General features: G+C 70.2%; 25 protein-coding genes. 12 read left to right on the top strand and 13 right to left on the bottom strand.

Features of this window, described 5'->3' with window-relative positions:
- Positions 1–4 precede the first annotated feature (4 nt).
- On the bottom strand, positions 5–580 hold the full coding sequence (locus FHU34_RS17695) for a maleylpyruvate isomerase N-terminal domain-containing protein (RefSeq protein ID WP_208745026.1): 576 nt from the start codon (positions 578–580) through the stop codon (positions 5–7).
- A 126-nt stretch (positions 581–706) separates the two neighbouring features.
- Here FHU34_RS17695 and FHU34_RS17690 point away from each other — a divergent pair, with 126 nt between their 5' ends.
- Genes FHU34_RS17690 through FHU34_RS17680 form a run of 3 tightly spaced genes read left to right on the top strand, consistent with a single transcriptional unit; the run spans position 707 to position 3,262 of the window.
- Positions 707–1,675: an ABC transporter ATP-binding protein gene (locus tag FHU34_RS17690; protein ID WP_145781897.1), complete on the top strand. Its 969-nt coding sequence runs from the start codon at positions 707–709 to the stop codon at positions 1,673–1,675.
- A 14-nt stretch (positions 1,676–1,689) separates the two neighbouring features.
- Positions 1,690–2,448 (top strand): ABC transporter permease, encoded by a 759-nt coding sequence (locus FHU34_RS17685; protein ID WP_208745025.1) that lies wholly within the window; start codon positions 1,690–1,692, stop codon positions 2,446–2,448.
- A gap of 31 nt (positions 2,449–2,479) precedes the next feature.
- Positions 2,480–3,262, top strand: coding sequence for an ABC transporter permease (locus FHU34_RS17680; RefSeq protein ID WP_145781895.1), 783 nt, complete (start codon positions 2,480–2,482; stop codon positions 3,260–3,262).
- Positions 3,263–3,265: 3 nt separating this feature from the next.
- On the opposite strand, the gene FHU34_RS17675 is transcribed toward FHU34_RS17680, so the two are convergent.
- On the bottom strand, positions 3,266–4,183 hold the full coding sequence (locus FHU34_RS17675; protein ID WP_145781893.1) for a LysR family transcriptional regulator: 918 nt from the start codon (positions 4,181–4,183) through the stop codon (positions 3,266–3,268).
- Positions 4,184–4,255: 72 nt separating this feature from the next.
- Between FHU34_RS17675 and FHU34_RS17670 the strand changes: the two genes are divergently transcribed.
- The gene (locus FHU34_RS17670; RefSeq protein WP_145781890.1) at positions 4,256–5,191 is read left to right on the top strand and encodes a DMT family transporter; all 936 of its coding nucleotides are present in this window, start codon (positions 4,256–4,258) and stop codon (positions 5,189–5,191) included.
- Positions 5,192–5,214: 23 nt separating this feature from the next.
- Here FHU34_RS17670 and FHU34_RS17665 read toward each other — a convergent pair whose 3' ends face one another.
- From FHU34_RS17665 to FHU34_RS17655, 3 genes are read right to left on the bottom strand one after another with little or no spacing between them, the layout of a single operon-like run.
- Positions 5,215–5,721 (bottom strand): hypothetical protein, encoded by a 507-nt coding sequence (locus tag FHU34_RS17665; protein ID WP_145781888.1) that lies wholly within the window; start codon positions 5,719–5,721, stop codon positions 5,215–5,217.
- A 53-nt stretch (positions 5,722–5,774) separates the two neighbouring features.
- Entirely contained in the window at positions 5,775–6,707 is a 933-nt protein-coding gene (locus FHU34_RS17660) for a CU044_5270 family protein (RefSeq protein ID WP_145781886.1), read from the bottom strand.
- Entirely contained in the window at positions 6,704–7,276 is a 573-nt protein-coding gene (locus FHU34_RS17655; RefSeq protein WP_145781883.1) for an RNA polymerase sigma factor, read from the bottom strand. The genes FHU34_RS17660 and FHU34_RS17655 overlap by 4 nt, the downstream gene beginning before the upstream one ends.
- 113 nt (positions 7,277–7,389) lie before the next feature.
- On the opposite strand from FHU34_RS17655, the gene FHU34_RS17650 reads away from it, so the two are divergent.
- Positions 7,390–9,291: a S9 family peptidase gene (locus FHU34_RS17650; RefSeq protein ID WP_145781881.1), complete on the top strand. Its 1,902-nt coding sequence runs from the start codon at positions 7,390–7,392 to the stop codon at positions 9,289–9,291.
- A 143-nt stretch (positions 9,292–9,434) separates the two neighbouring features.
- Here the strand turns inward: FHU34_RS17650 and FHU34_RS17645 are convergent, their stop codons facing one another.
- From FHU34_RS17645 to FHU34_RS17635, 3 genes are all read right to left on the bottom strand, one after another.
- Positions 9,435–9,638 carry a hypothetical protein gene (locus tag FHU34_RS17645; protein WP_145781878.1) on the bottom strand — a complete coding sequence of 68 codons (204 nt, stop codon included), beginning with the start codon at positions 9,636–9,638 and terminating at the stop codon, positions 9,435–9,437.
- A gap of 73 nt (positions 9,639–9,711) precedes the next feature.
- The gene (gene pip / locus FHU34_RS17640; RefSeq protein ID WP_244311714.1) at positions 9,712–10,686 is read right to left on the bottom strand and encodes a prolyl aminopeptidase; all 975 of its coding nucleotides are present in this window, start codon (positions 10,684–10,686) and stop codon (positions 9,712–9,714) included.
- Positions 10,687–10,822: 136 nt separating this feature from the next.
- A complete protein-coding gene (locus FHU34_RS17635) occupies positions 10,823–11,662 on the bottom strand; it encodes a helix-turn-helix transcriptional regulator (RefSeq protein ID WP_145781875.1) in 840 nt (279 codons plus the stop codon).
- Between the two features lie 199 nt (positions 11,663–11,861).
- Between FHU34_RS17635 and FHU34_RS17630 the strand changes: the two genes are divergently transcribed.
- Entirely contained in the window at positions 11,862–12,641 is a 780-nt protein-coding gene (locus FHU34_RS17630; RefSeq protein ID WP_145781873.1) for an SDR family NAD(P)-dependent oxidoreductase, read from the top strand.
- Positions 12,642–13,005: 364 nt separating this feature from the next.
- Here the strand turns inward: FHU34_RS17630 and FHU34_RS17625 are convergent, their stop codons facing one another.
- A complete protein-coding gene (locus FHU34_RS17625) occupies positions 13,006–13,473 on the bottom strand; it encodes an HNH endonuclease (RefSeq protein ID WP_145781870.1) in 468 nt (155 codons plus the stop codon).
- A gap of 308 nt (positions 13,474–13,781) precedes the next feature.
- Between FHU34_RS17625 and rox the strand changes: the two genes are divergently transcribed.
- Positions 13,782–15,206 carry a rifampin monooxygenase gene (gene rox, locus FHU34_RS17620; protein ID WP_208745171.1) on the top strand — a complete coding sequence of 475 codons (1,425 nt, stop codon included), beginning with the start codon at positions 13,782–13,784 and terminating at the stop codon, positions 15,204–15,206.
- A 60-nt stretch (positions 15,207–15,266) separates the two neighbouring features.
- Here rox and hemC read toward each other — a convergent pair whose 3' ends face one another.
- Entirely contained in the window at positions 15,267–16,208 is a 942-nt protein-coding gene (hemC, locus tag FHU34_RS17615) for a hydroxymethylbilane synthase (protein ID WP_145781866.1), read from the bottom strand.
- Positions 16,209–16,297: 89 nt separating this feature from the next.
- On the opposite strand from hemC, the gene FHU34_RS17610 reads away from it, so the two are divergent.
- The 3 genes from FHU34_RS17610 to FHU34_RS17600 all read left to right on the top strand — a co-directional run bounded on the left by FHU34_RS17610 (position 16,298) and on the right by FHU34_RS17600 (position 19,391).
- Complete coding sequence (locus FHU34_RS17610) at positions 16,298–16,753, top strand: GNAT family N-acetyltransferase (RefSeq protein WP_145781864.1); 456 nt, start codon at positions 16,298–16,300, stop codon at positions 16,751–16,753.
- Positions 16,754–16,792: 39 nt separating this feature from the next.
- On the top strand, positions 16,793–17,266 hold the full coding sequence (locus tag FHU34_RS17605; protein WP_145781862.1) for an SUKH-4 family immunity protein: 474 nt from the start codon (positions 16,793–16,795) through the stop codon (positions 17,264–17,266).
- A 205-nt stretch (positions 17,267–17,471) separates the two neighbouring features.
- A complete protein-coding gene (locus tag FHU34_RS17600) occupies positions 17,472–19,391 on the top strand; it encodes a hypothetical protein (RefSeq protein WP_145781859.1) in 1,920 nt (639 codons plus the stop codon).
- Position 19,392: 1 nt separating this feature from the next.
- On the opposite strand, the gene FHU34_RS17595 is transcribed toward FHU34_RS17600, so the two are convergent.
- Positions 19,393–20,376 carry a LysR family transcriptional regulator gene (locus FHU34_RS17595; protein WP_145781857.1) on the bottom strand — a complete coding sequence of 328 codons (984 nt, stop codon included), beginning with the start codon at positions 20,374–20,376 and terminating at the stop codon, positions 19,393–19,395.
- A gap of 125 nt (positions 20,377–20,501) precedes the next feature.
- On the opposite strand from FHU34_RS17595, the gene FHU34_RS17590 reads away from it, so the two are divergent.
- Positions 20,502–21,758, top strand: coding sequence for an MFS transporter (locus FHU34_RS17590; protein ID WP_244311713.1), 1,257 nt, complete (start codon positions 20,502–20,504; stop codon positions 21,756–21,758).
- Positions 21,759–21,827: 69 nt separating this feature from the next.
- Here the strand turns inward: FHU34_RS17590 and FHU34_RS17585 are convergent, their stop codons facing one another.
- A complete protein-coding gene (locus FHU34_RS17585; protein WP_244311712.1) occupies positions 21,828–22,571 on the bottom strand; it encodes an SDR family oxidoreductase in 744 nt (247 codons plus the stop codon).
- Between the two features lie 127 nt (positions 22,572–22,698).
- Here FHU34_RS17585 and FHU34_RS17580 point away from each other — a divergent pair, with 127 nt between their 5' ends.
- On the top strand, positions 22,699–23,181 hold the full coding sequence (locus tag FHU34_RS17580; RefSeq protein ID WP_208745022.1) for an RrF2 family transcriptional regulator: 483 nt from the start codon (positions 22,699–22,701) through the stop codon (positions 23,179–23,181).
- 6 nt (positions 23,182–23,187) lie between these two features.
- Here the strand turns inward: FHU34_RS17580 and FHU34_RS17575 are convergent, their stop codons facing one another.
- Complete coding sequence (locus FHU34_RS17575) at positions 23,188–24,741, bottom strand: ArnT family glycosyltransferase (protein ID WP_208745021.1); 1,554 nt, start codon at positions 24,739–24,741, stop codon at positions 23,188–23,190.
- Positions 24,742–24,784 lie beyond the last annotated feature (43 nt).

Here is a 24,784-nt window from a genome sequence, read left to right as displayed (position 1 = left end):
CCCGTCAGTCCACGGCAGCGTGCCAATTCCAGGAGGTACGCCGCGCCCGGCCGGGCAACTCACCACGGCCGGTCATCCAGAGCAGCACCTCGGGGGCGGGGTCGGCCGGGGCCTCCGGGAAGAGTCGCCCCAGCACCAGTGCGCTCAGCCGTTGCGGTGGCTGCCACGGCACGCCGAGGCCGAGGGTGATGTCGTGGGTGTGCAGCAGGGTCTCGGCCACGCCCATCGCCGCGAAGCCGGCCGGATCGCAGGGGCCGTAGTGCCAGGCCCGCGCGTCAGGCGGGGTCGCGTCGACGACGGCGGCGAGCATCCCGGCGCAGGCCCGCACCACGGTGAGGGTCTGCGCCGGGCTCGCGTCGGGGGAGACCCGCAGGTCGTACGGCAGGTAGCCGTCCTCCGGGCGGCCGGTGACCTGGCCGGCGTACGCGAGGAGGTCGTGTGCGACGTGGGCCGCCGTGGTCCAGCAGCTCCACGTCAACGTGCCGGCGGGCACCCACCAGTCGCGCTCGCGGTGCGGGTGCAGTACGCGCGTCATCTCGTCGGCCGCCTGGAGCAGGTCGGCGCCGGTCACCTGTGACATCCGTCGACCCTCGCAGGTCCGGTCGGGCGTGGCAATCGAGATCGGCGACCAACCCCAGGGGATAGTCTAGAAATTACAATGCTCTGTTTAAATATTGCAGTCTGTTGTTGGATTTTCTAGGCTGCCATGGTGAGCGAGCAACCCCTGGTCCAGGCGAGGAATCTGACCAAGACCTATCCACCACGCGGGTCCACAGCGGAGTTCCGCGCTGTCGACGGCATCGACTTCGCGCTTGAGCGGGGCGAGTCGTTCGGGCTCCTCGGCCCCAACGGCGCCGGCAAGTCCACCACCATGCGGATGATCGCCGCGACGTCGCCGATCAGCGGCGGCACCCTGCGCGTGCTCGGCATGGACCCGATGACACAGGGGCCGCAGATCCGCGCCCGGCTGGGCGTCGTGACCCAGGACGACCACCTCGACAACGAACTGACCGTCCGGGAGAACCTGCACATCTACGGGCGATACTTCGGCCTGCCACGCGCCGTCATCCGGGAACGGGCCACCCGACTGCTGGACTTCGCGCAGCTTCAGGAGAAGGCCGGCGACCAGGTCGAGACGCTCTCCGGCGGCATGCGTCGACGACTCACCATCGCCCGCTCGCTGATCAACGAACCCGACATCCTGCTGCTCGACGAGCCGACCACCGGCCTCGACCCGCAGGCGCGACACATTCTGTGGGACCGGCTCTTCCAGCTCAAACAGGAGGGCGTCACGCTCATCCTCACCACGCACTACATGGACGAGGCCGAGCAGCTCTGCGACCGGCTCGTCGTCGTCGACCACGGCCGGATCGTCGCGCAGGGCTCTCCCCGGGACCTGATCGACAGGTACGCCACGCGGGAGGTCCTCGAACTGCGCTTCCGCCTCGACGAACGGGACACCGCGGCGGAGAAGCTACGCACGTCGGCGCTGGCCACCGGCAGCGACGGTCGCGTCGAACCGCTTCCCGACCGGGTGCTCGTCTACACCGCCGACGGAGAGGCCGCCCTCGCCGCGGTGCACGCCATGTCGCTCACGCCGCTCACCGCGCTGGTCCGCCGCGCGACGTTGGAGGACGTGTTCCTCAACCTCACCGGCCGATCGCTCATCGAGTAGCAGGGGGACCACTGGTGCTTCGCGCATTCCGATACTGGGTCACGCGCTACCGGCGTACCTGGCGCGGCTCGATCGTGATCAACGTGCTGAACCCGTTGCTGTTCCTGATCGGCATCGGTGCCGGCCTGGGCTCTCTCGTCGACGACAACGCGCCGGCCCAGATCGCCGGCGTCTCCTACGCGGCGTTCTTCGCACCGGGCATGCTGGCCGCCGCCGCGATGCAGAACGCGTTCCTGGAGGGGGCCGGGGGCGTGGCCCGGGCCGCGGGCTTCGGGGCCTACCGCAGCGCCACGCCGACACCACTCGACCCGGAGCAGCTCGCCGCCGGGCACCTGCTCTTCATCGCCTTCCGGGTGCTCGTCGCCAGCGCCGCCTTCATCGCGGTGATGGCCGCGTTCGGGTTGATCGGGGGATGGTGGGCCCTCGGCGCGCTGCTCGGCGCGACGCTCACCGGGGTCGCGTTCGCGGCACCGGCCGCGGCGTGGGCGGTCGGTGTGCGCAAGCTGCGCCACATCGACACGGTCTTCCGCTTCGTGATCATGCCGCTCTACATGTTCTCCGGCACGTTCTTCGCCGTCTCGCAGCTACCTGAGTGGATCCGGCCGGTGTCCTACCTGCTGCCGCTGTGGCACGGGGTGGAGCTGTGCCGCACGCTCAGCCTCGGCACGGCGACTGTCGGCGGCAGCTCCGTACACATCGCCTACCTGCTGACCCTCGCGATCGGCGGCTTCCTCGTCGCCCGCGTCACCTACCGCCGACGGTTGCACCCGTGACGATCCCCGCCCAGAGCCTCGTGGAGACAGCATGACCACCGTCGTCGTACCCGAGTGGACGAGACGCCGAGCCCTCGCGCTCATCGAACGCAACTTCATGATCTACCGCCGGTCGGTCACCCCGCTGCTCAACGCGCTCGTCGAACCGATCCTCTACCTGCTGTCGATCGGCATCGGCGTCGGGCTGCTCGTCGGTACGGTCCCCGGGGTCGAGGTCCCCTACGTTGTTTACGTCGCGCCGGCGATCCTGGCCACGACCGCCATGAACACGGCGTTCAACCAGACCAGCTTCGGCGTCTTCATCCGGATGAGGGTCGAGAAGACCTACGAGGCGATCCTGCCGACACCGCTGTCGGTCACCGACATCGCCGTCGGCGAGGTCACCAGCGCCATGATCAACGCGTTGCTCACGTCGATCGGCTTCCTCACCCTCATGGCGGTGGGCGGGTTGGTCACCTCGCCCTGGGTGCTGCTGGCCCTACCCGCGTCGGCGCTGATCGCGTACGCGTTCGCCGCGGCGGGGCTGGCCGTCACCACGTACCTGCGCGACTTCGCCGACTTCCAGTACATCCAGCTGGTCATGCTGCCGATGTACCTGTTCGCCACGACGTTCTACCCCCTGTCGGTCTACCCGGAGGTGGTGCAACCCGTTATCCGGGCGCTGCCGCTCTACCACAGCATCGAGCTGGTACGCGAACCAGCGTTGGGTCGCCTCAGCTGGGACCTGCTGATCCCGGTGGCGTACCTCGTCGCGTTCGGCTCGGTCGCGATGTACGTCGCCACCCGCCGGATGACCCGGGCGATGCTGCGCTGACTTCTACATGCCGAGTTCGCGGACCTGGTCCGTCACCGCCGCCAGGAGGGCGATGAGCGCGGGAGCGGGTGGCGTGTCTCGGGTGGCGGCGACCAGGCGGCGTCTGAGGGTGGTCTCGGCGATGTCCCGGATCGCGAGCGCCGGGTCGTCGCGGGGCAGAGTCAGGGCTGGCATGAGGGCGACAGCTGTCGCGGCGCGGACCAGTTCGAGTTGGACGTCCGCGTCGTTGGAGCGGTGCCGCAGGTCGGGTTCGTACCCGCCAAGGGCACGGCAGGTTCCGACCACCATGGCGTGGTGGCCGGTGCCCTCGGCCGAGGCGGCCCAGATGTCGGAGCGCAGATCGGCCATCGCGACGGGTCCACCGGAGCGGGCGAGAGGATGGGCGGCGGGGAGCACGATCCTCAGGGGCTCTTCCAGCAGGAGCGTGAAGCGCAGACCGGCCGGCCGTGGGCGGGGATGGCTGTCGTACTCGTCGCCGATGACGAGGTCGACAGTGCCGAGGCGCAGGCCGGGCAGGGACTGTTCGAGTTCGAGCTCGAAGATCTCCACGCGGACCTGCGGGTGCTCGGCCTTCAGGCGCGCGACGGCGGGGATGAGCAGGCGGCGGGCCGCTGACTGCAGGCCGCCGGCGCGGACGGTGCCGCGGATGTCGCCGCCGAGAGCGGCGAGGTCGGCCTGCGCCGCCTCGGCGGCGGAGAGCAGGACTCGCGCGTGCTGGGCGAGGAGGTGACCGGCATCGGTGAGCCGCACCCCCCGGCCGGCCTTGTCGAGCAGACGGGCGCCGACCTCCTTCTCCAACAGGGCGAGTTGTTGGGAGATCGTGGACGGGCTGTAACCCAGAGCCGCCGCCACCGCCGCCAGGGTGCCGCGCTCCTCGAACTCACGCAGAAAGCGCAACCGCCGCAGGTCCAGCTCGATCATGCGGGGATTCTAACGATTGACCTCCGGGAATCATCGCTGGACCTGAACGGTCGGGTCTTCGATCCTTGCTGCATGGGTGCAGCACTGTGTCTCCTGTCCGCAGCGTGCTTCGGCGCCATGGCGATCTTCGGCAAACTCGCCTACGACGCCGGCGTCCCAACCGGGGAGTTGCTGCTGGTGCGGTTCACCCTGGCAGCCGTCCTGCTCGGCGTCGCCCTGCTGGTGCGCCCGGGCCTGCGCCGCGCTTCGCCTGCTCCCGGCCGGCCTCCGATGACCGGCCGCCGGGTGCTGGCCGTCGCCATCGGGCTGGGTGCCGTCGGGTACGCCGCCCAGGCGGGTCTGTTCTTCTCCGCGCTGGAACTGATGGACGCCTCGCTGCTGGCTCTGATCCTCTACACGTACCCGGTCCTGGTGACAGTGGGGGCGGTGCTGCTCGGCCGGGACCGGCTCTCCCCGAGGCGCGGCGCCGCGCTGGTGGCCGCGTCGGGCGGAACGCTGCTGGTCCTGCTCGGCGCCGGTGGCGTGGGTTTCCATCCGCTCGGGGCGCTGCTGGCCTTCGCCGCCGCGCTGACGTACACGATCTACATCCTGGTCGCCGACACCGTCGTGCACCGGCTGGCACCCGTGGTGCTGTCCGCGCTGGTGCTGACCGGCGCGGCCGGGACCCTCGCCGTCCGCGCCCTGCTGACCGGCGGCGTCGACCTGGACTTCGGGTGGCGGGGGTGGTTCTGGTTGGCCTGCATCGCCGTGGTGTCCACAGTCGTGGCGATGCTGACCTTCTTCGCCGGGCTGCGGCGCACCGGTCCGTCCACCGCCGCCATCCTGTCCACAGTCGAACCGGTGGTCACCGCCGCACTCGCCACACTGGTCCTCGGCGAGAACCTGACAGTGGTGCAGCTCGTCGGCGGTGCCCTGGTGCTGTCCTCCGTCGTCGTCCTCCAGCGCCAGCCGGTCCGCGCCCAGCCGCCACGGGATCCGGCAGCCGAACCAGCGGCGGTAGCGCCGTAGGCACCGCGACCCGCCGGGCGTTGTCAGCCGGCTGCGGCGGGGTGCGAGTCGAGGCGCTGGGTCGAGCCCGCCGCGAGAGCCTGGTCGACGTGCTGGATACCCGCGCGGATCAGATCGCCGTACTGGTCGGTCGGCAGGTACTCGGCGAGGCTCCGAGCGGTGCTCAGGTGTGCCCGGGCCCGGGCGGTGTCGCACAGTCGTCGGTGCACGTCGGCGAGGTTCAGGTGCAGCGACGGCAGGAAACCCCGCACCTGGAGCGCGTGGTGGTGCTGCTGGGCACGTTCGTCGGTGAGGTCGGTGGCGGCGGCGAGGGCGCGTTCGTCCCACACCAACTCGACCTCGGGAGTCTCCTGCAGGTCGGCGAGGTAGTGGGCCAGGGTGCAGCGGTGCAGGGCGTCGCCGCCGGCGCCGATCTCGTCCCACAGCGCGGTGAGGCGGTGCCGGGCTTCCGTCGGATCACCGGCCTGGCCGAGCTGCACCGCTTCGATGATGCGCGTCATGGTCGGGTCGGGTGTGGGCTGTTCGTCCATGCCGCCGATGCTCGGGCCTCGACCCGGTCGAGGGTCAAATCGCGCCGCACCGGCTACCGCTCCGGGCGCTCCCCGAGGGCGGACACGACCGCCCGTTGCAGCACCGCCGTCGTTCCCAACACCGTGCCGGCGGGTCCGTCGGGGGTGTCCGCCACGAGATAGCTGCGCTCGCCGAGGTACTCGAACGTCCGCTCGTCGAAGATCCACTCGTCGCGTCTGTCGAGCTCGGTGTGCCCGACGGCGATTCCCCGCCGGCCGGCCGCGTCGGTGACCCCACGGACCACCTCGACCCCGGGGATCTTCGCCGCCGCCCGGTAGAGCGCCGCGCTGGTCTGGGGCGGCACCAGCGACTCGCGCAGGACGTCGCCGATCGCGGTGAACGCCGCGCCGTCGCGGCTGTTACCCCGACCCCGTTGCTCCCGCTCCCGGTAGAGCTTCGCCAGCAGAGCATCCGGGTCGGTGGGCAGGTCGACGAGCGCCGCGTTCGGCGTCACGTCGTCGAGTCGCGACTGCCGGGGGATCACCTCCGCGAGGGGTACGTCGAAGCGCGGCTCCCGCAGCAGGCCATTGCCCGGTTCGTAGCGCGGGATCCAGAGCTCCCGTTCGCGTACCGGTTGCAGTCGGGCCGGCCCGTCGCCCACCTCGGCGAAGGCACCCTGGCTCCGGATGTAGACGTACTCGCCCTCGCCGGACGTCGGGACCGGCTTGTCGACGGCGGCTTCGGCCATCCGGTTCAGCAGCATCGTGGCGCCGGCGCGTTCTCCCGGCGCGACCGCCACGACCAGTGGCGCGCTGTCCGGCGCCCACGGCTGGGTGACCACGCCGGCCGCGACCACGGCGGTCAGCACGCCTGCCGCCGGCGCGAGCACCAGCATCCGTCGCGGCCGCCGGGCCGGCCGTCCGATCTCGTTCATCAGGTGGTGTCGCAGTGCCTGCCGGCGCATGGCCGGCAGGGTCGGCACGTGGGGGGCGGTGGGCTCGCTCATCGGTACTCTCCCTGCTCGATGGGGATCTTTCGGGTACGTGCCATCTCCTGCTCGGCCAACGCCCGCAGCCGGGTCCGGGCCCGTGACAGCCGTGACCGCACCGTCCCGACGGGTACGCCCAGCGCCTCGGCGGCCGCCGCGTAGTCCAGTTGCGACCACACGCACAGCAGGAACACCTCCCGGTCCGCCCGACGCAGTGCCCGCAGCGCCGCCATAGCGGCGGCCACCTGGTCGGCGTCGTGCATCCGACCGACCACCTCGTCGGCGAAGTCGGGAACCGTGTCGCGTGCCGGCAGCCGCCGGAGCGCCTCCCGGTGCCGCCGCGCCGCCCGCCGCCGGTTGCGCAGCACGTTGGTGGCGATGCCGAGCAGCCACGGCCGGAGAGTGTCCCCGTCCGGCCGCAGCGACTCGCGGATCCGCCACGCCTCGAGGAAGGTCAGCGACACCACGTCGTCGGCGAGCGCCGGGTCGCTCCCGCTCCACACCGCATGTCGACGGACCGCGTCGGCGTGCTCGTCGAAGAGGTCCCCGAACGCCTCGGTGTCTCCCGCGCGGATTCGGCTCCGCATCTCAGCTGTCACACCGGTACCTGTCCGCAGCCGCCCCTGAGTTCCCGTATTCGTCAGCCGACCTGTCCTGCCCGGTCGCGTGTTGCCCCGCCGATGTTGGCAGACTGGTCCGCATGACAGGTCTGACCGCCGAGGTCATAGTCGACGGTCGTGAGCTGCGGACCCCCGTACTTGCTCGGAACGGGCGTCTGCTCGGCTACGTCGTCGCTCCCCTCAGCCGGGTCGGTGACCACCTCGACACCCAGGTTTGGTTCGTCGACATCGATGACGGGGGCGCATCGCGCCGGGCGACCGCCGACACCGCGACGGAGTCTCGGCCACGCTGGTCGGCCGACTCGAGGGTGTTGTTCTTCCTGTCCGACCGCACTGACCGCGCCACTCCACAGCTGTACAGATTTGCCGTCGCCGACGCCACGGTGACCGCGTTGACCACCTGGCGCGCCGGCATCATCGACCATCTGCCCCTCGCCGACCCCGGCCTCGTCGCCCTGCTCGCCGAGGACGAACCCACCGAGGAGGACGACCGCCGCGCCCGGGACCGCGACGACGCCATCGTCGCCGGCGAGCGGGAACCACATGCCCGGCTGCGGCTGCTCGACCTCCACACGGGCAGCGTCACCACCCCGGACGTGTTCGGCGACCGACACGTCGTGGACCTGCGGCAACGGCCCGACGGCGGCCCGCTCGCCGTGCTCACCCAGGCCAGCGCCGACAGCGACCACGGCCCCCGCAGCGGTCGGCTGCACCTGTTCGACCACGTCACAGCGACCGTGGAGGACCTTGGACCGGTCGCGGCCGATGCGCGCTCGCTGGCCTGGTGGCCAGCTGAGGACGGCTGGCACCTCGGTTACCTCGCCCTCACCCCACCGGCACTACACGCCGGTACCGCCGTGTTCGACCTCGCCCTGGGCAGCCGCGTCCTGCGCACCCGCACCGCTGATCTCTCGATGTGCCCCACCGAGCTGTGCCAGACCGATGCCGCCGCACTGGTGGTGTTCGCCGACGGCCTGAACACGACAGTGGCCCGGCTTGGCCCCACCGACCTCACCATCCTGTCGAAGCATCCGGGACGCCTCAGCGACCTCACCACCACTGGCACCGGCGGGACGATCGCCGCGTTGACCGGTAGCCGGTATCGACCCGTCGACGTCCATGTCGGGCCCCCGGCCGGGCCACTACGAAAGATCACCGACACTCGCCCAGAACTGAGCGGGCTCACTCTCGGTACGCAGGAACCGCTGGCCTACCGGGCCACCGACGGCCTCGCCCTCGACGGCCTACTCGTACTCCCGGTCGGACGAACTGGCTCCGAAGGCCCGTTCCCGCTGATCACGATCGTGCACGGCGGCCCCTACGACCGCTACGCCGACCGTTGCCAGTTGTTCTGGTTCCCCAGCGCACAATGGTTGGCTGCCGCCGGCTATGCGGTGTTCCTGCCCAACCCGCGCGGCGGCCAGGGCCACGGCCACCAGTTCGCCGCCAGCGTCGCCGGCCGGGTCGGTCAGGAGGAGTGGACCGACATCCAGACCGGCATCGACCTCCTCATCTCCCAGGACATCGCCGACCCCCACCGGTTGGGTATCGCCGGGTGGAGCCACGGCGGCTTCATGTCCGCCTGGGCCGTCGGCCACACCGACCGGTTCCGCGCCGCACTGGTCGGCGCCGGCGTCGTCGACTGGGGCATGCTCGCCGCGACCGGGGAGAACGGCCAGTTCGAAGCGGCGCTCGGTGGGAGCACCGGCTGGTCCGGCGTCGGCCCACATCGACACGACGCGGTCAGCCCCGTCTCCTTCGCCAGCCACATCCGCACTCCGGTGCTCATCCTGCACGGCGCCGAGGACACCAACGTCCCCCTCGGACAGGCCGTGTACCTGCACCGGGCGCTGCGCCACTTCGACGTCGAACACGAGTTCGTGATCTACCCGAGAGAGGGCCACTCGATCCGGGAACGCAACCACCAACTCGACGTCCTGCGTCGGACCCGGGCCTGGTTCGACCGCTGGCTCCGGCCCTGACCGGGCGTCACAGAACCGCCCGCTACCTACGCAGTGTCATGCCGTGGAGTACGGCATCAACCGCCGCAAGCTCGCCATGCGGTACGAAGCCACCGTGCAGGTCGCCGCGATCAGCGAATGGCGGTGCCTGCCCTCCCTCCTGGTCAGGAGCGCTTCTTCCTGGTCCAGATGACGTAGACGGCGCAGAGGATCAGCATGAGGACGGCGACGGCGGTCCAAGCCCAGCGGGCGAAGGGTGCGTCGACCACGAGTGCCCGGAAACCGGCCAGGAGGGCGAGCGCCAGCGGGCCCAAGCCGAACCATTCAGAGTGCTCGGAGAAGGTCAGGTCTTTCAGCGCCTGCCGCATGCGGCCAGTCTAGGAGCAGGCTCCTTGAGCACCACTCACGTGGGGCTGACCTCAGGTCGAATCACCGGTGTTTTTACACCCGAGGGGCGTCGTTGACGGCGAACCGGTCGAGGGTACGAAGAACGTGCTCCCGCGTCTCGGTGGTGCCGAGGTGTCCTGCGCTCTCGATTATGGTCAGGGTGGAGTCGGGCCAGGCGCGGTGCAGGTCCCACGCTGTTTGCAGCGGTCCACCCAGGTCGAGTCGTCCATGGATGAGGGCACCCGGGATGCCGGCCAACTGGTCGGCATCGCGCAGTAGTGCGCCTTCCTCCAGCCACGCACCGTGGGAGAAGTAGTGCGCGCAGATTCGTACGAAGGCCAGCCGTGCCGCGGGAGGGCGGTCGCCGTATGGGTTGGACACGCCGCCGGTCTCTCCGGACAGGACTGCGTCTTCCCAGGCGCACCAATCGATAGTGGCCCTTTCCCGCACGGCGTGGTCAGGATGTTCCATGAGGCGGGCGTAGGCGGCGACGACGTCCCCGTCGCGGGGTGTGCCCGGGGCGCCTTCGAGAAATCGTTCCCACTGTTCGGGGAAGAACCGGCCGACGCCCCGGTAGAGCCAGTCGATGTCGACGCGCCGGGTCATGGTGACGGCGGCGATGACGATCTCGGACACCTGTCGGGGGTGTTGCTGCGCGTAGGCCAGGATGAGTGTGGAGCCCCAGGAACCGCCGTGCAGCAGCCACCGGTCGATGCCGAGGCGTTCACGGAGCCGCTCCATGTCGGCGATCACATGCCACGTGGTGTTGTGCCGCATATCGGTCGCCGGGTCGCTCGTGTGCGGTGTGCTGCGGCCGCAACCACGCTGGTCGAACAGGACGATCCGGTACCGGTCGGGGTCGAAGTACCGGCGCCAGCCGGCCCCACACCCGGAACCGGGACCGCCGTGGACGACCAGCGCCGGCTTACCGGCCGGGTTGCCGCACACCTCCCAGTAGACGCGGTTGCCGTCGCCGACGTCGAGCATGCCCGTGTCGTACGGCTCGATCGGCGGGTACAACTCGGTCAAGATCCGGACCTCGAATGAAGGGGGAGGGAAGCGATCGTATTGTGAAAACCGTCCAGCGGAGATCAACTACCACCGCCCGTCGACCGAGGCCACCGCCTCACAGGCCGACCCACCGGCGTGCGTGAAGGCGAACGCCCTAGTTGACGAGTGTCTGAATGCCGAGGGTGGTGATCAGGGCCAGACGCTCGGCGTCCTCGGTGCCGGGTTCGGCGGTGTAGACCATGATGCGCAGGTCGCTGCCGGCCACGGTGAGGATGTCGCAGTCGAGGGTGACAGCGCCGACGTGCGGGTGGTCGATCGTCTTGCGGGCGGCTTCGTGGTGGCCGGCGATGCCGGTGTTCCAGAGTTCAGCGAACCGGTCACTCTGTATGAGCAGTTCAGCGACCAGCCGGCCGAGCCGCTGGTCGGCAGGGTAACGGGCGGTGGCGGTGCGCAGGTCGGCGATCAGGGCGCTCTGCAGGGCGTGCCGTGACCGTGGGGTGTGTCGTACGCGGTCGCTGGGGGTGAGGAAGTTGCGCCACACCGCGTTGCGCTGGTGGCCGTGCCATCCGGACGGGTCGCCCATGAGGGCGGCGTAGGACGGGTTGGTCAGCAGGAGCGTCCACGCGGCGTCGAAGACGGCGACAGGGGTGTGGGTCAGCCGGTCCAGTACGCGCTGCACGCTGGGTGTGAGGTGGGCGGGCACGCTGTCCGGTCCGGGCGGCTGCAGCCCGCCCAGCTGGTAGAGGTGCGCGCGCTCCGGCCCGGACAGTCGTAGGGCTCTGGCGAGGGCTTCGACGACCTGTGGCGACGGGCTGGTGGCGCGACCCTGTTCGAGTCGGGTGATGTAGTCGACGGAGATCCCGGCCAGTTGGGACACCTCTTCGCGTCGAAGCCCTGGGGTACGCCGCTGACCGCCGACGGGGAGTCCAGCGGTTTCCGGCGAGACCCGCTCGCGCCAGCGGCGCACCGCCTGCCCGAATTCCGTCGTTGCCACGACTGCCAGTGTGCCCGCGCCGACTCCGGCCAGCCTGGTACCGGCGTTCCCAGGAAGGCCAGACGTCTGGCTGCTCGCCCTGCCGTTTCGCAGGCTTGGTGCATGAGACCGCACGACAATCACATCGTGCTGGCGCGAATCGGGCGCAAGGGCACCGAGCGATGACCGCGGCGGCCGACCACAGAAAGAAGGAAGAACAGTGAGCAAGCTCGCGCTCGTCACCGGCGCCACCTCCGGCATCGGCAGGGCCTTCGCCGAACGCCTGGCCGCCGACGGCTTCAACCTGGTGATCGTGGGCCGGCGCAAGGACCGCCTTGAGGAGTTCGCCGCCGCCCACCCCGAGGTCACGGTCAGGACTGTGGCCGCCGACCTGTCCACCACCGAGGGCATCGACGCGGTCGCTGAGATCTGCGCCACCGAGCCGCTGACCATGCTCGTCAACAACGCAGGTGTCGCCCACTACATGCCCCTCGCCGACCTCCCCGCCGCGAAGGCCGCCGAGTTGGTCAACGTCAAGGTCCTCGCGCCCACCATGCTCACTCGCGCCGTGGTCGCGGGTATGCAGGAACGCGGCGAAGGCACCATCATCAACGTCGCCGGCATGATCGCTTTCAGCGGTCCCGCCCCGCACTCCCAGATGCCCCGCCGCGCCGTCTACGGCGGAAGCCTGGCCTACCTCGTCGCCATCTCCCAGACCCTAAGCGCGGAGCTGGAGGGCACCGGGGTCACCGTGCAGGTCGTGTGCCCGGGTGTGGTGGCCACCGAGTTCCACGAGCGTCAGGGCCTGGACATGAGTCGGATGCCCCGGATGACGGCCGACGACGTCGTCACCGCCAGCCTGCGTGGCCTGGAACTGGGGGAGACGGTCTGCGCTCCGGGCGTCGAGGACACCGGCCTCCTTGACGCGGTCTTCAAGGCCGACCTCGCGGCGTTCGGCGCGCAGAGCCCCGAGCTGGCCACCCGCTACCGAGCAGCCTGAACCGACGCTGCCGTCGGCCCGGCGCCTGTGTACCGGGCCGACGGCAGCGTCGAACGAGCGCGACCTGATCGACGCGCCGGACCTCGTCGCGATGCGCGGCGGTGATCAAGCGTCCGGCCGCCAGTCAGCGGGTCGCCGCCCGGTGAAGGGTCATGGCGGAAGACCTCAACGTCGCCGGGAGCCACCCCGTCAGCATTATTGGATTACCAGTAACAAAAATCCAGTAATTACCTGCCACAAAAGGTGCGTACCGGACGTGCATCATAATGACAGTTCTTGTGCGTAATGATTCAGGATGGTGTCGTGAGTTGACTTGAGTACTCCACCTGACGCCAGGCCGGGATCGAGACGGTGGTGCGGACCCTCAGCCCGCCTGCCGCCCGTACGCGGCACGGGCGGCGGCGACCTCTGCGGCCTGACGCGAGCGCCACCTCTTCTGCGCCTCGTTGTTGCACACTCGGCAGACCTTGCGGTACCGACCGCTCGCGGGGTCGATCTCCCGCTCGTGCCCGTTGCGGCAGTGCGGGTGCTGCGTGCGGTTGCGGCAGGTGTCGGCGTGGTTCACCTGTCGCAGATGCGTGGGCTCGATGCAGTCTGGGACGCCGCAGTGGTGGTGCACATCAAGGTCCGGATCGAAGTTGCCGACGAAGACGACGTAGGCCGCGATGTGCGCCCAAGCCCGACCGGCGACCTTCTGATAAACGCCCCGCTGGCTGCCGTAACCGCGCACGATCAGGCAGCCGTCGTCTCGGCGGACCGAACGATCGAGGAGGTACGCGCGAAGGGTCTCCTCGGTGAAATGCCGGGTCAAGCCCTTCACCTGCGACAGCATCTCGTCAGGCTAGGCCAGCGCTCCGACAAGCCCGATGGGCTGGGGCAGTTCAGGACGACGGCATGCGCCGAGAATGCGGTGGACGCGACGACGCCGGGGCTTGTAGTTTGCTGGGGAACGTGACCCTGCCCGAGGAGGTGAGACCCATGAACGTTGCAGCGATGTGGGTGCTCCCCCTCTCCGTCACGGTCGGGCGATTGACGTAGGTGTCGCCGGGAGCGCCTCGCCACTCCCGAAAGGCAACACCCATGCACTCTGGGCAACACACCACTGCGGCGTCGCCGGTCACCGGCCCCGAACGCCGACCCCTGTTCGACGTGATAATCAGCGGCTGCGGCCCGACCGGCGCGATGCTGGCCGCCGAGCTGCGGCTGCACGATGTCCGGGTTCTCGTTCTGGAGAAGGACACCGAGCCCACGTCGTTCGCCCGCATCGTCGGCCTGCACGTACGCACCCTCGAGGTGATGGCGATGCGCGGTCTCCTGGAGCGCGTCCGCGAGCGGGGCCGGCAGCGCCCGGCCGGCGGCTTCTTCGCTGCCATCGACAAACCGGCGCCCGAGGACCTGGACACCGCGCACGCCTATCTGCTGGGCATCCCGCAACCGGTCATCGTCGGTCTGCTCGAAGAGCACGCGATCGCTCTGGGGGCACAGGTCCGGCGCGGTGCCGTGGTGGCCGGTCTCACCCAGGACGAGGACGGGGTGACGGTCGAGCTGGCCGACGGGGAGCAGCTGAGAACGCGGTACCTCGTCGGCTGCGACGGCGGGCGCAGCACGGTACGCAAACTGCTCGGCGTCGGTTTCCCGGGCGAGCCCTCGCGGACCGAGACGCTGATGGGCGAGGTGATGCTGACAGCGCCGGCGGAGGAGGTCTCGGCCCGAGTGGCCACCGTCGGCCAGACCCACCGCCCGTTCTGGTTGCGGCCCTTCGGCGGGCAGGTGTACAGCGTCGTGGTCCCCGCCGGGGACGTCAGCGATCGCGCCCAACCGCCCACCCTCGAGGATTTCCGCACACAGTTGCGGGTCGTTGCCGGAACTGACTTCGGCGTGCACTCCCCGCGCTGGTTGTCGCGGTTCGGCGATGCCACCCGCCTGGCCGAGCGGTACCGGGTGGGGCGGGTGCTGCTCGCCGGCGACGCGGCGCACATCCACCCACCCATCGGCGGACAGGGCCTCAACTTGGGCGTTCAGGACGCGTTCAACCTCGGCTGGAAGGTGGCCGCGCAGGTCCGGGGCTGGGCGCCGGAGACTCTGCTCGACAGTTACCAGGAGGAACGTCGGCCGGTCGCCGCGGAGGTGCTGGACAACACCCGCGCCCAGACGGAGTTGCTGTCGCCCGAACCCGGCCCGCAGGCGGTGCGCCGGCTGCTCACCGAGCTGATGGACCTCGACGTGGTGAACCGCCGCCTGATCGAGAAGATCACCGGCATCGACATCCGGTACGACTTCGGCCTGGGCCCGGATCTGCTCGGCCGCCGCCTGCGCGACATCGCCGTCACAAACGGAACCCTCTACGAGGTGATGCACAGCGGCCGTGGGTTGCTGCTGGACCGGACCGGGCGGTTGACCGTCGGCGATTGGTCGGACCGGGTCGATCACCTCGCCGACCCCACCGCCGCCGTGGACGCTCCGGGTGTCCTGTTACGCCCGGACGGTCACATCGCCTGGATCGGCGACGGGCAACGGGACCTGGACGAACAGCTCGCCCGTTGGTTCGGCAGTCCCACCGGCTGACCGGCGGCGTCCGCTGGCCTGAGCACCTGCGGCCGGGCCAGCGGACGGGTCCGGCGCGGGTCAGGCCGATCCGTGGGTGGGCAGGTCGAGGAGTTCACGGGCGCCCTGGCGCAACAGCGCCGCGGCGACGGACGTCCCGAGGGTGATCGGGTCCGCGGCCCACTCGTGCACGTCGAGCACGGTCTTGCCGTCGAGACTGATGACTCTCGCGCGCAGGCCGAGACGACCGTCGGGTTCGGTGCGCGCGAGCGCGGCGATCGGCGAGTGACAGTTGCCCTGCAGGATGTGCAGCATGGTCCGCTCGGCCATGGTCTCCCGCCAGGTACGCGGGTCGTTGAGGCTCGCAGCCAGGTCGCGGGTGCGGGTGTCGTCGTCGCGGCACTGAAGCACCAGAGTGCCGGAGCCGACCGCCGGGATCATCGAGTCGACGTCGATCGGGTGGGTGATCCGGTCGGCCTGGCCGATGCGTTGCAGACCGGAGACCGCGAGCAGGAGCGCGTCGTACGCCTCACCGGCGTCGAGTTTGGCCAGCCGGCTGTTCGCGTTGCCACGGATGGGCACCGGGACCAGGTCCGGCCAGTGCAGGGCCAGTTGCGCGACCCGCCGTACGGCGGAGGTGCCGACCCGGGCGCCGGCGGGCAGCTGCTCGATGCGCAGGCCGCCCGGGTGTACGAGGCAGTCCCGGACGTCATCGCGGGCGAGGTAGGCGGCCAGCACCGTTCCCGCCGGCGCCGGTCGGTCCCCGGGTACATCCTTGACGCAGTGCACGGCCAGGTCGACGTCCCCGTTGAGCAGGGCGGCGTCCACCTCCTTGGTGAACGCCCCCTTGCCGCCCAGCACGGCCAGGTCTCCGAGCCACCGGTCCCCGCTGGTCGACATCGACCTCACCTCCACGGTGACGTCGGGGTGCCGGTCGGCGAGCATCGCGCGGACCCGTTCGGCCTGTGCCAGCGCCATCGGGGAGTTGCGGGTGCCGATGCGCAGCAGGCGGGAGTCGGACATACCGGCCAGAGTAGACCGTTGCGCGCGGGTGTCAGCGGCCAGGTGCGAGAGCCGACCGGGCGTGGTCGACCAGACCATAGGATCGGCTGGTGTCCGCCCCGACCTACCCGATCCGCACCGCGCGGCTCACGCTGCGTCCGGTCCGGTCGGATGACCTCGACGATGTGTACGCGTACCAGCGCAGGTCCGACGTCACGCGGTGGATGCGTGGTGCCGGGCCGCGTACCCGGGAGCAGTCGCGGGCGTCGGTGCTCGCCATGACCGCTGAGGACGCGCTCCGCGTGGAGGGCGACTGCCTCACGGTGGCCGTTGTGGAGCAGACCGGGGTGATCGGGCACGTGGAGTTGGTGTGGCGCAGCGAGGCCGACCGGACGGCTGAGTTCGGGTTCGTCGTCCACCCGGACCACGGCGGTCGAGGGTTGGCCACCGAGGCCGCCGCGGCATTGGTGGACTGGGGTTTCACCGAGTTCGGGCTGCATCGTGTCTACGGTCGGTGCCACGCGCGCAATGACGCTTCCGCGCGTCTGATGACGCGGCCGGGTTGATCCCCGCGCCGGCCTTCGGTGGTCGATAGATTGACCACCATGTCATCTGTGCACACGCTCGACGGGTGGGAGTCGCTGTCGCCGGAGGTGCGGGAGCGACTGGCGGCGGCGGACCTGCCGGACGCCCTGCGCCTCGACGAGTACGACCTGTTCCTGCTCGGCCCGGATCTGGTTGAGCGCAACGGGATGCTCCGATTCGGGTACGGCACGGACGCGTGGGGCGGCGAATTCTGTCTCGATCCGGCCACGGGCGCGGTGTACGTCCTCGACCACAACGGGTCGATGACGTTCGTGAACTCGTCGATCGAGTTGTATGCGCGCTCGCTTCGCCTGGTCGCCGGGCTCGCGCCCGCGATCGTCGGTGGCAACCCGGAGAAGTGGGAAGACGCGAAGGACGAGATGCAGCGTGTCATCGCGGAGTGGGACGCGCAGGCGATGACCTCGGACAACTACTGGGACGCCCTCTCGTGGGACATCGCCACCGGTAACTACGCCGACCAATCGGACCTTTAGCCCTTCTCCGAAATGTCGGTCGGGGTCACGTCCTTAACATTGACCGCCTAGCATCCCTCGGGTCCGTTCGACATTGACGTACGGACATGTCCGGACTCGCCTGTGACAAGCGGGTCAACACACCATCACCCGTGCCGCCGCTCGATCTTCGTCGCGCGTTGGGGGGCCATTCGTGGCACGGGTGCGAAGGGGGACACCGAATCTGATGGGCAATGTCATCAAGGAGCGTTCGCGGATCGCGGTGCTGACGCGACTCGCGGCGGTCCTGGTCCTGATCTGGTCGGTGATCGGCATCGCGCCGGCCGCCGCACACGCCGGACCGCAGGCCGCCGCGCCGTGGCCGATCATCGATGCCCGGTGTGCGCCGATCACGCCGCAGGGCCTGGTCGGGTACGGGTGCCACAAGCTGGGCGTGTACCTACAGGAGGCGCGCTTGGACCTCCGGTACAACCGGCCGGCGAAGACCACCGACAAGTTGTACACGAACGTCCGGGGCAACTACGCGATCGCTCAACTGCAGGACGGCAAGTACATCATCGGCTACAGCGATGGTACGAAGCACGCCGAGATCCGCCTGATCGAGCAGATGCAGGGCAAGGCCCCGCGCATCGAGTTCGACCCGAACACCGGCAAGGTGTCGTACCAGCCGGCCAAGGCATCACCGATCAAGGAGGGTTACTCCGAGATCGAACCCTGCAAGAAGACCTGTGACCCGGCGCTGAAGAACGCCAACGTCCGGGACAAGTTCACCTACAGCTACCGCTGGAACGGCAACCCGGGTGAGGACGAAAAGGCTCTGCGGGACCGGACCAACAACCGCAACACGGGTGCGAAGCAGGTAGCGGTCCAGACGCTGCTCAACGAGACGAAGAAGTCGGGTCCGATCCTGCCCAAGACCCCGGAGGAGTTGGCCAAGGGCAGCGCGGTCAGCAAGGCGGTCGGCAAGCAGTTGGGGCCGATCCGGCCGGGTGGCATCGACTTCTCGTCGGTCCAGTTGCGGTACGTCACCGACGGTGGCGGATCGACGGGTGACACGTACTCGTTCGAGACGGCCACCACCCCGGGTCAGGAGTCGAAGGACGGCACCGTCCAGATCTACGACGCCGACGAGGCCCTGAGCACCTGGATGACTGTGGAGTCGTCGCGGTTCTGGGTGAACCTGAACCCGAGTCAGCCGGACAAGGTGATCGACGAGTACCTCGGCCGTACCGCTGTCGGTCGCGTCATGCTCGACGCCGACCTGGAACTGAAGCGGGCCTGGACGCGCTTGCAGGACCCGAAGACGGCGCTCGGTCTGGAGTACTGGAACCGGATGACCGGCCTGGACGGGGCCTGCATCCGGCAGTGGATCGTCCCGAAGACCGCGACGATCCGCGAGGAGGGCAACCGCCTCTACATCCTCGACGCGCCGCTCGAGGTGAAGGCCGAGGCGTTCGACTTCACGATCCCGGGCGACCCGAACTTCACCTGCCCGGCCAACCCGGAGCCGTCGATGGCCGTCTACCGGGATCTGCTGCTGCCCGAGTTGAACGAGGCCGTCAACGAAGCGCCCGGGTTCAAGGACCTGCGCCGGGTCTACATCAGCCGGGTGGCCGCCGAGTGGTACCGGGCCCGGATGGCTGCCGACGGTCGCGCGGCCGAGGCCGGCATCGACAGCAACGACGTCAGCGCCCTGGAGCGGGAGGACGACTGGACCCCGACGGACGTCTTCAACCAGTACGTGAAGGAAATCAACGCCACCACGTACGAGCTGCCGAACGGCGTGAAGGTGACAGCGGGCGGCGTCGACTTCACCCAACCGGTGAAAACGACCAAGCTCAGTGACAGCGGGTTCAAGGAACAGCACGCGACGCTGCCGGCCACTGTCGACAAGTCACTCACGGCGGTCACCAAGTCCGCTGACGAGAAGCAGGCCTACCTGGGCGGCACCGACGAGATCCCCGACTTCGTGGGCCTGAACCAGGCGTCCACACGGCCGGGCGGCGGCGGAGACGGCGGAGGTGGCGGCCTGCCGGTCACCGGTGCGTCCATCTTCACCGTCGCGGCGGCCGGCGTCCTGCTGGTGCTGATCGGCGTGGTGGCCCTGTGGCACACCCGCCGGATCCGGTGGGTCGTCAAGAAGTAGGTCACGTGGTCCCGCCGCGCTCCACGGAAGGGCGCGGCGGGACCATCGTGTTTGCCCAGGTCGGCAACCAGACCTCGGCCTCGGGTATCCGCGTCCGCGTGTGTCGGGAGTCGAGGTGGTCGCGAAGCGCGCCGAGCGCGGGATGCCTGTTGTCGGCGCGCCAGATCAGGGACAGGGGATAGATCGGCGCCGGCCCGCGTACGGGCACCCGCCGCAGGTCGTAGCTGTCCGGCCACAGGTACCGCGTGCGTTCACCGGCCAGGGTCGCCAGGTGCGCGGAGTCGGCGATCTCGGCCAACAGGGCCTCGTTGCCGAAGACCGGGCCGACGAGGTCGATGGTCAGCCCGAAGGCGGTGGCGAGTTCGTCGTAGTAGTCGGCCCATTCGCTGCCGGGAGCCATGCCGGGCATCCAGATCCGGTGCCCGGCGAGTTGGGCGGGCGTGACCACGCGGGCGTTGGCGAGCGCGTGGCGCGGCCCGACGAGGATTTCGTGGTGCTCGTCGATCACACGGGCGACTCGGATCGCGTCCGGCAGGTGCCGCGCGGGCACGGGCACGGCGTGGAAGGACGCGTCGACCGCTCCCGCCTCGACGGCGGCTGTCGCGGCGTGCACGTCGGCGTCGAGGGTGACGACGTCCAGCTCGACGTGTGGGTGCGCGCGGTGGAAGTCCTGGAGCACCACGGCCGGCGCGATCCGTCGGCTGTGCACGTCGACGCGCAGGGCACGCCGGCCGGGGCGTACGGATGCGTCGGCGCGCGCCGCGACCCGGAGTAGTTCACGGGCGTGGGGCAGGAACGTCTGACCGTCGATGGTGAGGTGGACGCCGCGCGGTGTGCGGTTGAACAGGCGTACCCCAAGGTCCTTCTCCAGGGCGGCGATGCGCTTGGACACGGCCTGCTGGGTGATCGACAGCACGGCGGCGGCGTCCTGGAACTGGCCGGCGTCGGCGGCGGCGACGAAGGTACGCACGGCGTCGAGATCCACGGCGTGCACCCTACCCACACAACGTCTGGTTGTGGCTGTCCGCTCCTTCGGTTGTTTGATCAGTGGTCCTTGCTCCTGCTTTGCTCGCATCGGTCAACGAAGAGTTGTCCGGAAGCGGGGTGGGCGTGGTCGCGAGACGGTCCCTGGGGCGACGGTTCGGCTGGTTGTGGGCGGCGTACGCGGTCAGCGCGTACGGCTCCGGGTTCGGGTTCGGTGCCCTGCCGCTGATCGCCGTGCTCGTGGTGGACGCCAACCCCGCCCAGGTGTCCGCGTTGTCCGCGGTGGGCCCGGCGGTGGGCGCGCTGGTCGCGGTGCCGCTCGGCCCGTGGGTGGAGTTTCGCCGCAAGCGGCCGGTGATGATCGCGATGGACCTGGTCCGGTTCGCCGCCCTGCTGACGATCCCCGTCGCGTACGCCCTCGGCGGGGTCAGCTTCGCGCAGTTGCTGGTCGTCTCGGCCGTCGTCGCCACCGCCAGGATCGCCTTCGGGGCGGCCAGTGGTGCCTACCTCAAGGTTCTCGTCCGGCCGGACGACCTGCTCTCGGCGAACGCACGGTTCGAATCGACGACGTGGAGCGCCATCGCGCTCGGGCCGCCCCTGGGCGGCGCGGCGGTCGGTGTGTTCGGGCCGGTCACCAGCATCGGCGCCGACGCGCTCAGCTACCTGCTGTCCGCGCTGGGGATCACGGCGATCCGCGGCCGGGAGGAACGTCCGGAGCGAGGCGGCGGACGCCAGGGTCGGGCCGGTGCGGTGCTGGACGGTTGGCGGCACCTCCTCACCCACCGAGGTCTGCGGGCGCTCTACCTCAACCAACTGCTCGTCAGCGGACTGATCATGGCCACCGAGCCACTGCTGGCCGTGCTCCTGCTCGGTGACCTCGGATTCCCGCCCTGGCAGTACGGTCTCGCCTTCGCCGTGCCCTGCCTCGGCGGACTCGTCGGTTCACGCCTGGCCCGTCGGGTCGTGACGCGCTACGGCCGACATCGGATCCTGCGTACCGTCGGGACGTTGCGCGCGGTCTGGCTGATCGGCCTGGCGTTTGTCCAGCCCGGCGTCGCCGGACTCGCGACGGTGATCGCCGTCGAGTTCGCGATCATCCTCAGCATGAGCCTGTACAACCCGCTTCTCGCCACGTACCGGCTGGAGCAGACCCCCCGAGATCACACCGTCCGTACGCTCACCGCCTGGTCGATCGGCAGCAGCGCCGCCATCGCCGTCCTGAGCGCCCTCGGCGGACTGCTCGCCGACGCCACCAGCCCTCGCACGGCCATCGCGGTCGCGGGACTGCTGATCCTCGCCAGCCCCCTGTTGCTTCCCCGCCGCCCGGCCGTCGACCCGGTGCCCGATCGTGAACTGGCGACGACCGCCCCGACGTCGCCGTAACCTGAGCGCCCGCACAGCACGTCGCCGTGGCGGTCGACCGCCACGGCGACGTGCGGGCCGGTCGGCGGGTCAGCTCTGGCGGCCGAGCCACTCCCGGTAGGCGGTGGGAGCGATGACGGCCCCGGCGGGGGCGATGAGGGCGTCACCGGGGACGGCGGCGAACATGCCGGCGCTGTCGGTGGTAACGGTGCGCTGGTCGCCACGGGCGGCGAGGGTGATCCGGCCCAACTCGTCGAGGGCGAAGACGTCGGGGCCGGCGACGTTGCGGATGCCCTGCAGGGGCGCGCCCATGCTGACGTCGGCGACGGCCTGCGCCACGTCGGCGGCGGCCATGGGCTGCACCGGGGTGCTGGGCAGACGGACGGTGGTGTCGTCGGCGGTCCAGGACAGGATCGCCTCGACGAACTCGAAGAACTGGGTGGCGCGCACGATCGAGTACGGCACGGGGCCGGCCTTGAGGATGTCCTCCTGGAGGACCTTGGCGCGGTAGTAGGCCAGGTCGGGCACCTGGTCGACGCCGACGATGGAGAGCACCACCGCGTGCCCGACGCCCGCGCGCCCGGCGGCGGCCAGGAGGTTGTCCATGGTCGTCTGGAAGAAGGCGGGGGAGGCGTCGTCGAAGGTCGGCGAGTTCGTCAGGTTGACGACGACCTCGGCGCCGGTGAGCGCCTCGTCCAGGCCCTGCCCGGTGAGCAGGTCCACCCCGGTGGACAGCGAGACGGGCACCGCCTCGTGCCCGGCGGCTTGCACAATCTTGACGACCTGCGACCCGATGAGGCCGGTCCCGCCCAGTACGGCGATCTTCACGGTCATGCACCTTCCCTGCGAGTGTGTGGTCTTTTGTCCGGCTCACCACGCCCCGCCAAACTCGGACCTCTTATGTCCGGGAACTATACTCGGACAGAATGAGTCCGAGTAGCGGGGTGACTAGGGTGACGTCATGAAGATGTCCGGCGGGGTCGAGTGGGCGCTGCACTGCTGCGTGGTCCTCACGGCCAGCAACACGCCCGTCCCGGCGGCCAAGCTGGCGGAGCTGCACGACGTCTCCAGCAGCTACCTCGCCAAGCAGCTCCAGTCCCTCGCCCGCGCCGGGCTGATCCACTCCGTGCAGGGCAAGTCCGGCGGTTACGTCCTCACCCGCGCGCCGGGGAGCATCACCCTGCTCGACGTGGTGCGGGCTATCGACGGGCCGGGTCCCACCTTCGTCTGCACCGAGATCCGCCAGCGCGGCCCGTTCGCGACACCGGCCGACGCCTGCACCACACCGTGCCCGGTCGCCCGCGCCATGTGGGCAGCCGAGGACGCCTGGCGGCAGGCGCTCGCCGCGGTCACGATCGCCGATCTCGCCCGCGACGTCGACGCCAACTCCGGGCCCGAGGCACTGGTCGGCATCCAGACCTGGCTCACCAGCGGAGCCGGCTGAGCACTGTTACCCGGTGTGGCGTACCTCGGTGTCCCAGATCTGCGCCCACGGACGCCGCAGCCCTCGGCACACGTGGATCGGGCCGCCGTTCTCGTCGTTATCCACCTCGACGCGCTGGTCCACCCACCCGGCCTGCGTGCACGACTCGAACCAGGAGTTCAACCGACCGGGACCGTCCCAGCCGACGGCGATCACCACGTCCGCGTCGGCGGGTGGCCGACCGAAGTCGACCATGCTGTTGTGCCCGGAGTAGGCGCGGGGCAGGTCACGGGCCGGACCGAAACGAGCCAACGCGCCCGCCTCACCGTAGTTGCCGGTCAGGACGACGGCCCGCGAACGCTCCTCGGGAGACAGGCCACGATGGACGGCGGCGACCGAGTCGGCGAACGCCGGCCAACCGATCGTCTCGCCCGCGTCGTAGTTGACGTCGACCACGAAACCGGGCAACCGATCGGCCGGCAGCACCGGCAGCAACAGCACGATGTTGGGCAGCAGGAACGGCACCACACCCAGCACGAGCAGCCCTCGCCGCAGCCGGACCGACCCACGCGACGCCCACGCGGCGGTGACCACCGCGCCGGCCGCGGTGAGGACCAGCAGCAGCGGCGCGTCGTAGTAGCCCTTGCCGCCGGCGATCAGCACGATGCCGATCACCACCAGCCAGGCCCAGCCCACCGCCCGGTACGCCCGCCACGTCGGTCGCCGCAGCAGGGCGACGAGGCCGGCGATCCAGATCGGCACAGCGTACGGGCTGATGATGACGAACTGGAGGTAGAGGGCGTCGAGGCGGCCGCTGTAGGAGCTTTCTCCGTCGGCGATGGACGCGGCCACTCCGAGCTGCGGGAAGCCGTGCGCCGCCTGCCAGATCAGGTTCGGTGCGGCCAGCAGGGCGGCGACTCCGGCGGCGGCGAGCACCCACCGGTCGCGCAGCAGCCGACGGGGCCCGGCGATGAGCACCCCGGCGACCAGCCCCACGGCCAGCAACGCCGGCAGCACCTTGCTGAGCATGCCCACGCCGAGCGCCAGCCCGATGCCGAGCGCCCAACGGGAGTCACCGGTACGCAGCAACCGCACCGCGCACCACGCCGCGACCAGCCACACCAGCAGGTCGACGGTGGTGGTGCTGAGCAGGTGACCGCTGGCGAGCACGATGCCGGACAGCGCGGCGAGCACCGCCGCGAAGATCTGTGCGCCCCGACCGCCGCCCACCTCGCGGGCGATCGCGGCGACCAGCAGCACCGCAGCGCCGGCCAACACCGCCGACGGGGTACGCAGCACGACCAGGTTGCCCGGCGCGATCGTGTCGAGCAGCCGGGCCAACGCCGGGACCAGCGGCCCCTGGTCGACGTAACCCCAGTCGAGGTGTCGGCCGGCGAGCAGGAAGTACAACTCGTCGCGGTGGTAGCCGTACCGACCGGCGAGCAGCAGCAGCGTCACCGTGGTGGCGGCGGCCACCAGCCACGGACCGCGCGTGGGCGCGCCGGGCTCGGGTGGTGTCGCCGACGGCGGCGGCTGGGTGGGCCGGTGCGGTCGGTCGATATCGATCGCGGGCTCGCTCACACGCTCATGATGACCGGCGGCGATGCCGCCTGGGTGCCCGTGA

Origin of the sequence: Micromonospora taraxaci, assembly GCF_007830095.1 — a bacterium.
Taxonomy (GTDB): Bacteria; Actinomycetota; Actinomycetes; order Mycobacteriales; family Micromonosporaceae; genus Micromonospora; species Micromonospora taraxaci.
Note: the sequence above shows the minus strand (reverse complement) of the source record. Positions and strands in the feature narration are given on the sequence as shown.

What these genes read in the sequence shown, in the direction of transcription:
- FHU34_RS17675 (WP_145781893.1), bottom strand. Translation starts at nt 4,183, where the DNA reads ATGATCGAGCTGGACCTGCGGCGGTTGCGCTTTCTGCGTGAGTTCGAG.
- FHU34_RS17645 (WP_145781878.1), bottom strand. Translation starts at nt 9,638, where the DNA reads ATGCGGCAGGCGCTGAAAGACCTGACCTTCTCCGAGCACTCTGAATGG.
- FHU34_RS17690 (WP_145781897.1), top strand. Translation starts at nt 707, where the DNA reads ATGGTGAGCGAGCAACCCCTGGTCCAGGCGAGGAATCTGACCAAGACC.
- FHU34_RS17655 (WP_145781883.1), bottom strand. Translation starts at nt 7,276, where the DNA reads ATGCGGAGCCGAATCCGCGCGGGAGACACCGAGGCGTTCGGGGACCTC.
- hemC (WP_145781866.1), bottom strand. Translation starts at nt 16,208, where the DNA reads ATGTCCGACTCCCGCCTGCTGCGCATCGGCACCCGCAACTCCCCGATG.
- FHU34_RS17695 (WP_208745026.1), bottom strand. Translation starts at nt 580, where the DNA reads ATGTCACAGGTGACCGGCGCCGACCTGCTCCAGGCGGCCGACGAGATG.
- FHU34_RS17600 (WP_145781859.1), top strand. Translation starts at nt 17,472, where the DNA reads ATGGGCAATGTCATCAAGGAGCGTTCGCGGATCGCGGTGCTGACGCGA.
- FHU34_RS17660 (WP_145781886.1), bottom strand. Translation starts at nt 6,707, where the DNA reads ATGAGCGAGCCCACCGCCCCCCACGTGCCGACCCTGCCGGCCATGCGC.
- FHU34_RS17665 (WP_145781888.1), bottom strand. Translation starts at nt 5,721, where the DNA reads ATGGACGAACAGCCCACACCCGACCCGACCATGACGCGCATCATCGAA.
- FHU34_RS17580 (WP_208745022.1), top strand. Translation starts at nt 22,699, where the DNA reads ATGAAGATGTCCGGCGGGGTCGAGTGGGCGCTGCACTGCTGCGTGGTC.
- FHU34_RS17670 (WP_145781890.1), top strand. Translation starts at nt 4,256, where the DNA reads ATGGGTGCAGCACTGTGTCTCCTGTCCGCAGCGTGCTTCGGCGCCATG.
- FHU34_RS17605 (WP_145781862.1), top strand. Translation starts at nt 16,793, where the DNA reads ATGTCATCTGTGCACACGCTCGACGGGTGGGAGTCGCTGTCGCCGGAG.
- FHU34_RS17585 (WP_244311712.1), bottom strand. Translation starts at nt 22,571, where the DNA reads ATGACCGTGAAGATCGCCGTACTGGGCGGGACCGGCCTCATCGGGTCG.
- FHU34_RS17650 (WP_145781881.1), top strand. Translation starts at nt 7,390, where the DNA reads ATGACAGGTCTGACCGCCGAGGTCATAGTCGACGGTCGTGAGCTGCGG.
- FHU34_RS17625 (WP_145781870.1), bottom strand. Translation starts at nt 13,473, where the DNA reads ATGCTGTCGCAGGTGAAGGGCTTGACCCGGCATTTCACCGAGGAGACC.
- FHU34_RS17680 (WP_145781895.1), top strand. Translation starts at nt 2,480, where the DNA reads ATGACCACCGTCGTCGTACCCGAGTGGACGAGACGCCGAGCCCTCGCG.